The organism is Ktedonobacter robiniae (assembly GCF_016587375.1).
GTDB lineage: Bacteria > Chloroflexota > Ktedonobacteria > Ktedonobacterales > Ktedonobacteraceae > Ktedonobacter > Ktedonobacter robiniae.
On record NZ_BNJG01000001.1, the window covers coordinates 2,963,121 to 2,976,067 of the forward strand.

Below are 12,947 nucleotides of genomic sequence, written 5' to 3' on the forward strand. Positions count from 1 at the left end.
TTGCGGTTACCAGTTGGGAGGAAGCGCCTGTAGCAACAGGATCTGGATGATATAGAGCAAGAACCAGGCCAGGATGAACGAGATGTCGAACATCCCAATAGGTTTGACATAGCGGCGAATAGGCACAATAAAGGGATCGGTCACCTTGACGAAGAAGCGAATGAAGGCGTTGCGCTCATCGAGGCCGAACCACGAGGCGACAGCGCGTATCAGCATCGAGAGGAGCAGAAAGCCGATGCCATATTGGACGATGATGTTAAGAATGGGAAAAGGTAACATATACTATTTACTCCTGAACTGTACGAACATCAATCAGCGTGAAGCCCATTACCTGGCGACGAGTAATGCTTGTCACGCGCACACCCTGTAACTCGGGTAGCGTTGTGAAGTGGCGTTGGACATATTCACCAACCGGACGGGCTGCGGCCCAGCCAGCAAGTGAGGAGACCGCGGCGGTTGCCAGGCGCGTGCGGCGTTCGCTGGCGGCCATACCAAGCAGGGTTCCCAGCGTGACCAGCGAGATGCCTACAGAGAGATTGGTTCCGCAATTGGGATGGATTGCTAACTCTTTCTCGCCCGCTTGCAGGCGATGCAGGGCCTCATCAGCCGCGCGGCGAAGCTCTCCGAGGTCGACATCACCAAAGACGATGAAGCCATTAGGATTGGAATGGGCGGCCACGTTTAGCTCAGGAATGCGCTGGCTCAGGATGGTAATAGTCGCATGCTCAAGGGCATGATTCTGACGTGTACGACGACTAAACAATATACTCTCAAAGTTCACTGCGAGCCTCCTTTACGTGTATGCTCGGGCGCCAAAGATTGCCCGCCCAATGCGAACAATGGTGGCTCCTTCCTCTATTGCGATGACATAGTCATTGGTCATGCCCATAGAGAGTTCAGTACAGGTTGGACCCAGAATCTCATCGCGTAGATGATCGCGTGCCTCGCGTAAGGCGCGGAAGAAGGGGCGAACCTCTTCTAGGTCCTCGACCTGTGGCGCGACCGTCATCAGGCCACGTATCTCCAGGTGCGGCAAGGTTGCGACCTGGCGCGCCAGGTCAGGGAGATCAGTGAGCGTGACTCCGGTCTTGCTAGCCTCACTCGCCACGTTGACCTCTAGCAAGATCGGCAGACGACCAGGTTCTTGATCTTTTACCTCCTCTGCCAGCAGGCGGTCAAGCGTCCTGGCGAGATGCAGGCTATCTACACTCTGTACAATATCAAATGCACTCACGACTTTGCGCGCTTTATTCGTTTGCAGGTGTCCAATCATATGCCAGACCAGGTCTGCTGGATGAAAGACCTCTATTTTGCTTAGGGCCTCCTGCACACGATTCTCGCCAAAATGCCTTATACCTAGATTATATGCTATCTGTATCATTTCTAGAGGCTTCGTTTTGGAGACCGCCACCAGGGTAACCTCTGAGGGCTCGCGCTGAGCGGATTGAGCCGCTTCCGCGATCCTTTCGCGCACATGCTTGATGTTGGCGCTCATCTCTGCTATTTGTTGATCGGGTGCTTGATGCTCTATCACGATGACTGCTTTCAGCCTTTCCTCTTGAAATGTCTAGTGTCTATATGTCAATTACGTTCGAGTTGTACCCCTGGTTCTATCAGGAAGATTTTTTCTTGAGTAAGGTGCTTGCAATGCGGGCGAGCACGTATTGCAAACACCTTATTCTCCTTGAAGCGCGATGAAGACTGCGAAGCGCCCGGTTTTCCCCTGCTCCTTGCGGTGTGAGAAAAAGCGCTCAACATGGCAACTAGTACAGAGGTTCGCCGCCTCAATATGCTCCTCAAGCAGGCCAGCCAGGAGTAACTGGCGGCGGTGCGTCTCTTGCAAATCGAGACGCAGGCTCTCGCGACCCTGTATATCGATTGCGCTAAAGGTCGCTGACTCGCGGACAAGCTCACGATATTGGGGAGCTGTAGGTGCAACGTCGAATAGCTCACGACCCATAAAAATTGCGCGTACCTGTTCAGAGACCTCGTAGCAGCATGCGCCAATCGTGGGTCCGATACCCGCGAGGATGTCTTCTGGCTGGCTGCTAAAACGCTCGCGCATCGCCTCAATCGTCGCGGGTCCAATTCCTCGTGCTGTGCCGCGCCAGCCCCCGTGCGCGATGCCGGTGACCTGTTTGACGGGATCATAGAAGACAAGAGGTGTGCAGTCTGCGAACGACATGGCCAGGCCAATACCTTGTTCATGAGTAATGACGCCATCGCCCTTGCGAATCGTCTCAGGCGCCCAGCCTGGTTGATAGTAGGAGACCTGGCCCCAGTCGGTACGCCAGGGGTCCTGGTAGGTAAACGTATGAATATCTGCTTCGTGGACCTGCCAGAGCGTCACACAGGGTCGGCCCTCCATATTCATGGCTTGCAAGACCAGTTGGCGATTCTGGATAACACTCTCCACAGAATCGCGTAGTGTGCTGAGAACCGGTGTAGAGGTGTTGAGTCCGGTAAAGGGGGCCTCACTCACGCCGCCTGCGCGCGTAAAAACACCATGGATTAGATTGGGATAGGGGGTAAAAAGTTCAAATTGCAGGTAGTGTAGGTCGCCAAACTGCTGCTCAATCAAGGCTCTATCCTTTATGCTCTAACAAGAAAAGTGCCAGCCTGTTCCTCGCTATATGTGTGGCGCACTTCTCTTATTTCTTATTCGGCCTCTGCTTTATGCTTCTTCATTCTAGCACATCCATCAGCTGCCTCAATCTTTCGCGCTAGAAGCGTTGTAGGGTCCAAGCTGGCTTGGACTATGGTCCATCAGGAGGTTGGGAGGGCTGTGTGGGGAGAGGCATGATGGTTGATGTTGAGTCAGACTCGGAGGGACCTGTCGGCAGAGGCGTGATGGTTGATGTTGCGTCAGACTCAGAGGGGCTTGGTGGTGGTGTGTATTCGGCGTCAGGATTGCGGTCCTGGACGTTGCAGCTATGGGCACTGGTATCCAGCGCAAAGACGCGATTGAGGAGTGGCTGGAGCGCCGCGCATTCTGGGAGTATCACCGCCTGTGTGGTATCAGTTGTGGCGTCATAGATATCTTGTGCTATGCCATAGTCTTGCTCATTCTGCCCTGGCCCAAGCGTGATATGCTCAATCGTGTGTGGATCGAGGGTGCGCGCGAAATTGGCCAGGTTGAGTAGTTCGTTTGTGTCCAGGTCAGTATAGGTGTCGCCCTGCATATCATTGAGAAGGCTGGAGAAATGTGCAATGACATTGGTCAGGGTCAACTTCTGGCGTAATGCCTCCAGCACCTGTTGTTGGCGTTGATTGCGGCCAAAATCTCCAACCAGGTCGCCATGCCGCGAGCGTACATACTTGAGCGCCTCGGTTCCCGAGAGATGTTGTGGCCCGGGTGGCAGGTAGAGGCGAGTGTAATTGTAAGCATTGTTGTCTGCCTTGTCTGGATCGGCCTGCTGTCTAGTGTCATCTGGGTAGGCATCATCCACAATGGGGTGGCGCACCTCGATATCGATTCCTCCCATGGTATTGATAAGCTTAGCAAAGCCATCTAGACCAATCCAGGCGTAGCGATCAATTTTGATACCATAGTCTTCCGCAAGTGTTTTCTCTGTCAGAAGGACACCATCTTCGAAGCGATTGGCATGCTGTGTACCCAGGTAGAAGGCCTGGTCAAGCTTATACATCCCATTGGCTTCTGGCACCCAGACCCAGGAGTCACGTGGGAGTGAGAGCATCGTAACATGATTGTGTATGGGATCCACACGTACGACTATCACAACCTGCGTTAGTACCTGGGGGAAAGTGTATTTGGCATCATTATCGCTCCCCAGGAGGAGAAAGTTCCAGGCATGGCCCTCAATACTCGTAGCCTTGTTGACGGGACGGAGAAATTTTGCCAGCTGAGCCTGTAACGGGTTGCCAAGCTGAAAATAGCCAGCCACGCTGATGAGTACAGCAAGCAGAAAGAAGGTTAAAAAGACATATGAGCCGATATGGTTTTTTTTATATCGTCTGGGGGCTTGCTTTTGTGGAGACGTAAGCTCAAAATTAAACACTGAAGGGTGTTTGAACTGGTGAGGCTGTGTTTGTCTACTGGTAGCTTGTATATGAGGCTGTGTTTGTCTACTGGTAGCTTGTATATGAGGCTGTGTTTGCCTACTGAGTGCTTGTATATGAGGCCGTGGTGTCTGCTGTAGTTGTGAGCTGAATTGCATATGATCCGAAGGATACTGCTTCATAAACACTTCTCAGTTCTAGCTTGTAGTAATACGGCCCGAGGGTAGCCCTGGCTCGACAAACGCCTATGCCATCAGGTATTTTTTACACCCATCCAGCCGCAACGCACTGTACGCTAAGAGGCGGAACAGCTCTGGCGTCATGGACGCTTCTTGACGAAAACTTGCCCATATTTATAGTATAGTGAAGGGGAGTATTGATATTCTCCGGGGTATTACGAGGAGGAATGTTGAGATATGGATTTAGCACAGATACAACAGGCATTACAGGCGGAAGGATTGGCGGGGTGGCTCTTTTATGATTTTCGCGGCTCCAATCCGATTGCCTATAAGGTGCTCTCGCTCTCCACGCGCGAGTTCTACTCGCGACGCTGGTTCTATTTTATTCCCGCGCAGGGCGAGCCCACGGCCTGCGTAAGCTCAGTGGAGTCGCATGTGCTGCGCTCACTGCCGGGAAAGCGGCTTGTGTTTCGGACCTGGCAGGAGTTAGAGACGCACCTGGGAGCACTTCTGCCAAAGGGAGGGCGTATCGCGATGGAGTACTCTCCGCGCAACGCCATCCCTTACATCTCGCGTGTCGATGCTGGAACGATTGAAATGGTGCGCGCCTGCGGCGTCGAGGTGGTTGGCTCTGCGGACCTGGCACAGTACTTTGTGGCGCGCCTGACGGAGGCGCAGGTGCGTGGGCATCGCGAGGCAGGCCGCCGCCTGATCGCCGCCAAAGATCAGCTCCTCGCCGAGCTGAGTCAGGATCTACGCGCCGGTCGCGAGCTGCACGAGTATGGGGTACAGCAGCGCTTTGTCACCTTGATGCGTTCCATGGGCATTCAGCTCAATGGTGGCTATCCCATCGTCGCCGTGAATGGCAATGCCAGCAATCCGCATTATGCACCAGGTGAAGAGCACAGCAGCCCTATCCTCCGTGGTGACCTGCTCTTGCTGGACTTCTGGGGCACGCTAGAGGGCGAAGAGGATGCTGTCTTTGGTGATTACACCTGGATGGCCTTTGCTGGGAGCGAGGACGAGATTCCCCAGAAGCAGCGCGAGGTCTTTGAGGTCGTGCGCCAGGCTCGTGACTCCGCCATCGCCTTTATTCGTGAGCGCCTGGTAGCGGGGACGCGTGTCGAGGGGCGCGAGGTCGATGATGTGGCGCGCAACGTCATCGCGAAGGCAGGCTATGGCGACTACTTTGTGCATCGCACTGGTCACAACATTACCACTATGGACCATGGCGATGGCGCCAACAACGACAACTTCGAGACCATGGACTCACGTGCCCTGCTCGCTGGCACCTGCTGCTCCATTGAGCCCGGAATCTACCTCCCCGAGTTCGGTGTCAGAAGCGAGGTCGATCTCCTCATTCACGAACACGATGTTGAAGTAACCGGCGTCCCCGCGCAGGAGCGCCTGACCCCCCTTTTATAGTCGATGGAGAAAGGGTATGGGGGCGAACTGACTATGCCAGTTCGCCCCCATACCCTTTCTCCATCGACTATTGAGATTACAACTCTCCTCACATTGGGGCGTATAAGATAGTGATGACCGCAATGCAATAATCATTGATCCCGTTCGACAAGAATGTTTGCGTATAGAGCGAGATGTATTGCTATAACTGGTCGTGGATAAGCTCAGAAACAGCTACAAAGATCCTCTACATTGTGAGCACAGCCAGACTGGAGGCTTCGACCCATGGGCGACGAATATCGCGAAAACGACAACTATAACTACGATCCGCATACCCACGAACAAAAGGATGGGTTTCAGGGATCTTCCGATGATTTAGATAAGCGCATTGAGGATATCAAGCGCCTGGTGGTGCAGGGGGCAAACGAGGCTCAGCAGCGTATCAAGCGCGTTGTTGACCGGGCCGGTGGCTACTGGCAGCAGTCACAGACGACACCTATGCCTCATCAACCCTCAAGCGTTGAAGAGCACCGCATTCGTCAACTTGCTAACATGTGGAGCAACCAGAACTGGCGCGTCGCGCGCGAACTGGGCACCTATATGGATGTGCGTTCCCTGCGCACCGACGAGGTCTGGGAAGTCACGCTGGAGACGCGCTGGGAGACTCGCACCATGGAGATTGTCAACGAGCCATATCAGGGACGCAACGTTGGTATGCCGCGGCCCTTGCTGCCAGTCTGGGACTACCAGTTGGCAGATGTGGTGGGCTTAAAAGCCCCGCTGACACGCACACGCTTGAATGATCTCGACGAGGTGGTCTCCTGTACCAACTGCAATAGTACAGGGCATGTGCTCTGCTCGAACTGTAATGGACGTGGCTGGATCGTCTGTCCCGAGTGTAAGGGGCGCACCAAGAAGCGTTGCACAACCTGCCGTGGGCGCGGTTATATCTCTGATGTCGCACCTGGCGGCGAGAAAAAGCCCTTCTTCCAGCGCCAGGCCGATACGCTGATGCGTTCAGTTAGTGGTAAGTTCTCCGATGCGCTGGATGGAATTCGTCAGCAGGGCGTGCCTGTTCCTAACCCCATGGATACTGATCCCGCGAGCAAAGGTCCTGTTATCCCCTGCCCCGATTGCGTCAAGGGCGAAATGCCCTGCACCTGTGGCAATGGCAAGCGGGTCTGTGATGTCTGTGAAGGCGCGCGCATGGCACTCTGCAACAATTGTGCGGGCACAGGGAAACTGGTACGCCATCGTGAGATTGTGCGTAGCTTTGACCTGCGTACGCAAGCGCGTATCGTGGGAGAGAGTGTTATTCCCTCGCAATACCTGGAGAAATCGCATGGCGACTTGGTCTATAGTGCCGAAATCACGGAGCCGCTCTACGCTGATGCCCCCCTGACGAGGTACCAAACGATGTGTGGCGCTCTGCGGTGGAGATGATCAACGGAGAGCAGCGCCAGGATAAGCCAGGTATTGATCCTCAAACGCAGTCGCGCCCCACGCTCCAGGTCGTGGAACTGGTGCGCATCCCCTACACCGTCGTGGACTATCACTATGCCGACCAGGATTATACGCTGTATATCTACGACAACGAGGGAAGCGAGAAGTTTTACGCCGACTCCTATCCTGTACGCTGGGATCGCATAGATCGCCTCTTTAAGGCCATCTCCAATGACCTGCTGACGCCAGCCCCGGGCACAACTCCTGGCGCGCCAGGCACGCCCACATCCTCCGAGGAGAGCAATCGTGGCTATAAAGCCGAGCGTACAACCGGGGGCTACCGGGTGCCCATTGAGTTTTCGCCCTACGAGCCCGAAGAGGAAGAGGGCGAGAAAAAGCCCGAGAAGCCCGATGACAGCCAGGGCTTTAACGGCAACGACTATCGCTATCGCTAAGCCATAGACTCGCTGCATTAGCATACTCAGACCACTGTATAGTGTGATACGCACCATACAGTGGTCTTTTTGTTCTGGGGTAACTTACTCAGATCTCTTCTCCTGTACGAGGGGTTTCAGTGTCTGCGACGCTTCGCCGGGGTCAGCGTGTGTGGTTGCAAGGCTGGCTCCGCCAGCCTTGCAACCACACACGCTGACCCCGGCGAGCCACGAAGTGGCGAGAAGTCATCTACATGTGACGTTTTCCGCGTCTTCCCGATAGTTATGAATGGATAAGTTCGTGCACGGACAATACTCCACAGAGATATTAGGGATTAAAAATGCGGCAATCATTATTTACGGATGAGAATGTAGATTCACTCACGTCCAGTCTCTATCAGCAGTACGCACAGGCGCTCTTTACCTACCTGCGTTTGCACCTGCCCTTGCGCGAAGATGCGGAGGACATCCTGGTAGACATTTTTGTGGCGGCCATGGAAAACACAACGTTCAAAGGCCTCGCGCCAGGTCAGCAGCGCCAATGGCTCTGGCGTGTCGCCCACAACAAAGTCGCTGATCACTATCGTTCAGCGGCGCGCAAACGGCAGATGTTGACGCTTGAAGAGGTTCAGGATGAACTTCTAGAGGATGAAGCGTTCGCACCGGCCTGGCTGGCCGAACGTAGCGAAGAGTATCAGCGCTTACAGGCACACGTCCAGAGACTACCAGAGTTGCAGCAGAAGCTGCTCCATCTGCGCTTTGTCAATGGCTTACGCAGTGTGGATATCGCGCGCATGCTCGGCAAGCGTGAAGGGACTGTGCGGATGTTGCTCTCACGTACGCTTAATCTATTGCGCTCTACCTACGAGAAACACTGAGGTGGCTTACTATGACAGAACACAATAACCAATTTACACCCGAGGACGTAGATGCGCAGATTGAACACTTCGCTGGCTCATCACGCGAGCAATCGCGCTTGTTGAGCAATGCGCATAGTCCTGATGAGAGACTGGTCGCGGATCTGCAACTCATGTATCACCAGGGGGCGCCTCGGGCCATAGCTGATGAGGACGAACAATCGCTTCGGCATGCCTGGGAGCGTATCGCAATGATTGCTGCTGTGAAACAGGCCAGGAGGCCTGGGCGCCAGGCGCGCCCGAATGCGAGGAACGCAGTTATGACTCAAGCAGATAAGCAACCAAAAAACGTCATGAACTTATTCGAAAAGCGCACATGGCAACAGCGTATCGGGCTGATTGCTGCTGCCTGTGTGATTGTGCTAGTCGTGGGTAGCATGGTGCTACTCTTTAATGCCGCGCGTATAAAAAATACCAGTACCGTCTCTGGACCGTATCTTAGGCCTACAGTGACGCCGACTATTGCTAGCAACTCATCCATTAAATTGAGCAAGAACGTGGGGAAGGTTGTGTACACCTGGAATGGGCCCCAGCATGGCCAATTAGAAGACTTTTATGACCTGGCCTGGTCGGAGGATGGCAAGCGTATCGCCTCTGCGGCTATGAACGTTGCCGTCTGGGATGCCACGACAGGACAAAATAGCGTTTTGCTTGATCCTGTTCAAGGAAGTCAGTATGGAAGTGGAAGTATCCTGGCTGTGAAGTGGTCACCCAATGGCAAATATGTTGCCTCTACATATGGTGGGCAGATCCTGATTTGGAACCCTGCGACAAAAACGATACTTCAGAAGCTAACCTATCCGGGGGTTCCCGTTGCCAGCACAGCCACCAGTAATAGCAAGTACCTCAATAGCTATGCGCCTCTGAGTGGCGGTGTGATGATCTACAATTTTGCCTGGTCGCCGGATGGAAAATCTATTGTCGCGGCTAACCCCTTCCACAATGGAACAGCGGCAAGCGAGTCCATGATCATCTGGGATGTGGCGACGCAGAAGGTCACAACCAGAATCATTGGCCACACAGATGATGTGAGCAAGATTGCCTGGTCGCCGGATGGCAAATATATCGCTTCGTCCGCATATGATGGCACAGTGCGTATCTGGGACGCGCAGAACGGACACAGCGTTTATAAGCTTAACGCGCCTGGTAAGCGAGATTATGCTGCGCTCGCCTGGTCACCGACGAGCAAGCGCTTGCTGATTGGCTTTAGCGGTGGCACGCTGGAGAGCATCGATGCTACCAATGGTACCCATCCTCTGAAGTACAGCATAGCAGGTGGTAATACCATTTCTTCTGTTGCCTGGTCACCGGATGGCAAGATGATCGCTGTGGCTGGTAAAGGAGTGAAGCTCTTTGATGCGCAGAAGGATGCGCTACTCTATACCTATAGCGGCGACGCCAACGGCACCCGCTGTATGGCCTGGTCGCCGGATGGCAAATATATCGCTACAAGCGCCTATACGGGCGAGGGTAGTAGCAATGCGAGTGTAAAGGTGTGGATCGCAAAATAGTGAGAGAGAACAAGAGAGGTGGTATAGCTGTAGAGCTATACCACCTCTCTTGTTCTCTCTTGAATTTATACTGTGGCGTGCTCGCGTTGCTGGAAGTAGGCTTCAAGCTCCTCCAGCCGTACCTGTGCCTGTTTGCTGTCGATATCCTCGCCCTCGGCGCGCATATCTTTTATGGTGATGACGCCATTCGCCAGTTCATCGGCGATGATGAGGATGGCGTACTCGGCCTGTGAGTTGTTGGCCTGCTTCATCTGGGCCTTGCGGCTGCGGTCACCGTAGCTCATCTCGGTACGTAGGCCGGCCTTACGCAGGCGCGCTGTGACCTGGACCGCCGCGTCCTTGAGCTCTTCTGTGCGGTCGAAGTAGACGACGAAGATCTGGGCTTTCTTCTCGGCAGGTAGCTCAACACCCTGGCGTTTCATCTCCAGGATGATGCGCTCAATGCCCGCGCCAAAGCCGATGCCAGGCACATGCGCGCCCCCTAGCAGCTCGGCCAGGCCATCGTAGCGCCCACCACCATTGATGGAGAGCTTGCTATCAAACTCCGAGATAAACTCAAACACGGTATGGCTATAGTAGTCCAGGCCGCGTACCAGGAGGGGATTGATCTCGTAGGGGACCCCGTAAGCATCCAGGTAGCGGCGCACGGCGGCGAAATGCTGCTGCGCACTCTCGCTCAGGTGATCAATCGTCTTGGGCGCGCTGGCGATTTTTGCCTGGTCCTGCGGCTCTTTACAGTCAAGCAGGCGCAGTGGGTTCTTCTCAAAGCGCACCTTGCAGTCCGCACAACACTCCTCGAGCAGGGGGCGATAGTACTCTCTGAGCTTCTCGATGTACTGGGGGCGGGACTCCTGGTCGCCGATGCTATTGAGTTGGACGTTGATCTGTTTGAGGCCCAGGCGAGTATAGAGCTGGTAGAGCAAGGCGATCATCTCTGCATCCAGAACGGGATCATTCTCGCCGAGTGCCTCGCAGCCAAACTGGTGATGCTCGCGATAGCGTCCAGCCTGTGGTCGGTCGCGGCGGAACATAGGTTCGCTTAAATAGTAGAGCTTGACTGGCTGAGGTAGTCGCGACATACCATGCTCCAGGTAGGCGCGCACAACACCAGCCGTGCCCTCCGGGCGCAGCGAGAGGTTCTGGCTGCGGCCCTCTTTGTCGGCGCGGTCGTCAAAGCTATACATCTCTTTTGAGACGATATCAGAGCTCTCGCCAGAGGTGCGCCGGAAGAGCGAAGTCTCCTCCAATAGCGGGGTCTCGATGCGGTGATAGCCAAATAGCTCTGCGATCTCCTGGGCGACCGCCTCTACATACTGCCAGTAGGGTTGCTCGTCTGGCAAGACATCTCTAAATCCTTGTAAGGCTCGAAATTGTTCTGACATAATGGCTCCTGCTCCTCCACATACAAACGATTGGGGCTATTATAGCAAATTCCACCGTGAAAGGCACCTGCTTTGCTGGAAAAGGGAAAGTGGGGAGTGCAGAGGGGCGTCAGCCCCTCTGCACTCCTTTCCCCTCCCGCCGCAGGCGCGATGTATCCCTTTCAAACGAAATTGAACAGAGCACTAGGATTATGTGATCCAGTGACCTGTGACAAACTGGGTGAGGAGGAGGAAGAGCAGGCAGCCTGAAATAAGCAGGTAGTGTAAGTGAAAGGCACGGCTCTGTCCGATGTTCGCCAGGATAATGAAAGCTGGGAAATCCATGAGCAGGTAGCGCGGAAAGGACTGGAGGGGGAAATCTCCAACGACTGGAAGCAGTTGGATGAAGAGGAAGAGGGCTATGCCGAAGAGGAGATAGCTAGTATGGCGTCTGGAGAAGCGCCAGGGGCCAACTAGACCAAGTAATAGAGCTCCAAGCACGAAAAGATTGCAGCTTAGATCGAATATATTGCGTAATCCCTGGAAGCTGAGGAGGCCAGGGCCGGTTTGTATGGCCTGAAAGGCACGTAGGGTTGCGAACCAGGGGAGCTGGGGAAGGCGTGTCCACACTCGCGCCTGCACATGTGAGAAGGCCAGCCAGTCGCCGAATTTATGGTAGCAATAGAATGCATAGAGTCCGGGTCCAAGCACAAACAGGCCTGCACTTAAGCCATCCAGCCGAAGACTTCGTGGTCTGAAACGAGAGTGCTGGAGATACTCATAACAGAAAGGGAGCAGAAGCAGGATGCCAGCTGAGCGTGTCAGGCTGGCTGCAAAGCCAAAGAGGCCAGCCCACCACCAGTGCTTCTTGCGCATGGCATAGAAGCTGAGCAAGGCCAGACAGAGAAAGAGGGACTCGGTATAGACCGCGCCAAAGAAGAAGCCCGTGGGGAAGAGCGAGAGATAGAGAACGCTACGTCGTGCCAGTCCAGGGAGAGATGCGAATATAAAATCCTCCTGGACGAGACGATAGAACACCATCAGCAGCACGAACCAGGCGAGGTGCGCGATGACCGTGCCCGCGAGGTAGGGCGAGGGAATAATGGGTCGTGTCAATCGGATCAAGAGGGGATAGAGTGGAAAGAAGGCCGAATGCTCGATCTGACTATAGCCCTGGATCGCAATGTGTTCATAGTACAGACTGTCCCAATGCTCCCAGGAGTGAGCCAGTACTGCCCATGATGCTGCTCGCCCGGAGAAGTCTGCCAGGGTATATAGGAGGCTATAGCATGTGCCGACAAAAAACGCGACATGCAGGGCCAGGTAGAGCGGGACAACTTCGCGCCCAGCCTGGTACCATGCGAGCAGGTGCCCGGCCTTCTGCCCTGGGCAAAACGGGTCTCTATAGCCGCGTGGGGCGTGGGGACTACCCGTCTCACTGCGCCCCAATCCCTTGTGTCTGCTAAAGCGGATAAGCCTCATAGATCGCCTTTCCCCGCTTCTATTGGCCTGTTAAAAGATATATAGCCTCTGTGGGAAATGTAGCGAGAAGGTAAAATGATGTGTTTGTATATGTTGCTGAAAGGATCTGAGATATAGCTAAATACGTATAGTTAATAGACAGCGAGCATGGAGAAATTCTATATTAAAAAGTGTGAATTTATCTATGGTTTTAAGC

Annotated in this window: 12 protein-coding genes; 5 read left to right on the top strand and 7 right to left on the bottom strand. The window is 54.4% G+C overall.

Annotated features, from left to right (window positions below; translation table 11 throughout):
* Positions 1-6 precede the first annotated feature (6 nt).
* From JMJ04_RS12430 to JMJ04_RS12450, 5 genes are all read right to left on the bottom strand, one after another.
* A complete protein-coding gene (locus JMJ04_RS12430; protein WP_007907793.1) occupies positions 7-279 on the bottom strand; it encodes a YggT family protein in 273 nt (90 codons plus the stop codon).
* Positions 280-286: 7 nt separating this feature from the next.
* Entirely contained in the window at positions 287-781 is a 495-nt protein-coding gene (locus JMJ04_RS12435) for a DUF6391 domain-containing protein (protein ID WP_007907791.1), read from the bottom strand.
* Positions 782-793: 12 nt separating this feature from the next.
* On the bottom strand, positions 794-1,534 hold the full coding sequence (locus JMJ04_RS12440) for a YggS family pyridoxal phosphate-dependent enzyme (RefSeq protein WP_201370799.1): 741 nt from the start codon (positions 1,532-1,534) through the stop codon (positions 794-796).
* A 141-nt stretch (positions 1,535-1,675) separates the two neighbouring features.
* Positions 1,676-2,581 (bottom strand): peptidoglycan editing factor PgeF, encoded by a 906-nt coding sequence (gene pgeF, locus JMJ04_RS12445; protein WP_201370800.1) that lies wholly within the window; start codon positions 2,579-2,581, stop codon positions 1,676-1,678.
* Positions 2,582-2,756: 175 nt separating this feature from the next.
* The gene (locus JMJ04_RS12450) at positions 2,757-4,019 is read right to left on the bottom strand and encodes an LCP family protein (RefSeq protein ID WP_201370801.1); all 1,263 of its coding nucleotides are present in this window, start codon (positions 4,017-4,019) and stop codon (positions 2,757-2,759) included.
* Between the two features lie 417 nt (positions 4,020-4,436).
* On the opposite strand from JMJ04_RS12450, the gene JMJ04_RS12455 reads away from it, so the two are divergent.
* From JMJ04_RS12455 to JMJ04_RS12475, 5 genes are all read left to right on the top strand, one after another.
* Positions 4,437-5,624, top strand: a complete 1,188-nt coding sequence (locus tag JMJ04_RS12455) for a M24 family metallopeptidase (RefSeq protein ID WP_201370802.1) — start codon at positions 4,437-4,439, stop codon at positions 5,622-5,624.
* A gap of 264 nt (positions 5,625-5,888) precedes the next feature.
* On the top strand, positions 5,889-7,046 hold the full coding sequence (locus tag JMJ04_RS12460) for a DnaJ-like cysteine-rich domain-containing protein (protein ID WP_201370803.1): 1,158 nt from the start codon (positions 5,889-5,891) through the stop codon (positions 7,044-7,046).
* Positions 7,022-7,501: a hypothetical protein gene (locus JMJ04_RS12465; protein WP_236037998.1), complete on the top strand. Its 480-nt coding sequence runs from the start codon at positions 7,022-7,024 to the stop codon at positions 7,499-7,501. The genes JMJ04_RS12460 and JMJ04_RS12465 overlap by 25 nt, the downstream gene beginning before the upstream one ends.
* Positions 7,502-7,821: 320 nt before the next feature.
* Positions 7,822-8,358 (top strand): RNA polymerase sigma factor, encoded by a 537-nt coding sequence (locus JMJ04_RS12470; RefSeq protein WP_201370805.1) that lies wholly within the window; start codon positions 7,822-7,824, stop codon positions 8,356-8,358.
* Between the two features lie 11 nt (positions 8,359-8,369).
* Positions 8,370-9,908 carry a WD40 repeat domain-containing protein gene (locus tag JMJ04_RS12475; RefSeq protein ID WP_201370806.1) on the top strand — a complete coding sequence of 513 codons (1,539 nt, stop codon included), beginning with the start codon at positions 8,370-8,372 and terminating at the stop codon, positions 9,906-9,908.
* Positions 9,909-9,973: 65 nt separating this feature from the next.
* On the opposite strand, the gene hisS is transcribed toward JMJ04_RS12475, so the two are convergent.
* Positions 9,974-11,290 carry a histidine--tRNA ligase gene (gene hisS / locus JMJ04_RS12480; RefSeq protein WP_201370807.1) on the bottom strand — a complete coding sequence of 439 codons (1,317 nt, stop codon included), beginning with the start codon at positions 11,288-11,290 and terminating at the stop codon, positions 9,974-9,976.
* Between the two features lie 189 nt (positions 11,291-11,479).
* Positions 11,480-12,751, bottom strand: coding sequence for a mannosyltransferase family protein (locus tag JMJ04_RS12485; RefSeq protein ID WP_201370808.1), 1,272 nt, complete (start codon positions 12,749-12,751; stop codon positions 11,480-11,482).
* Positions 12,752-12,947 lie beyond the last annotated feature (196 nt).

Bases quoted from the DNA above. Each gene is read 5' to 3' on its own strand.
- JMJ04_RS12430 (WP_007907793.1), bottom strand. From the start codon at position 279: ATGTTACCTTTTCCCATTCTTAACATCATCGTCCAATATGGCATCGGC.
- JMJ04_RS12455 (WP_201370802.1), top strand. From the start codon at position 4,437: ATGGATTTAGCACAGATACAACAGGCATTACAGGCGGAAGGATTGGCG.
- JMJ04_RS12460 (WP_201370803.1), top strand. From the start codon at position 5,889: ATGGGCGACGAATATCGCGAAAACGACAACTATAACTACGATCCGCAT.
- JMJ04_RS12470 (WP_201370805.1), top strand. From the start codon at position 7,822: ATGCGGCAATCATTATTTACGGATGAGAATGTAGATTCACTCACGTCC.
- JMJ04_RS12475 (WP_201370806.1), top strand. From the start codon at position 8,370: ATGACAGAACACAATAACCAATTTACACCCGAGGACGTAGATGCGCAG.
- hisS (WP_201370807.1), bottom strand. From the start codon at position 11,290: ATGTCAGAACAATTTCGAGCCTTACAAGGATTTAGAGATGTCTTGCCA.
- JMJ04_RS12485 (WP_201370808.1), bottom strand. From the start codon at position 12,751: ATGAGGCTTATCCGCTTTAGCAGACACAAGGGATTGGGGCGCAGTGAG.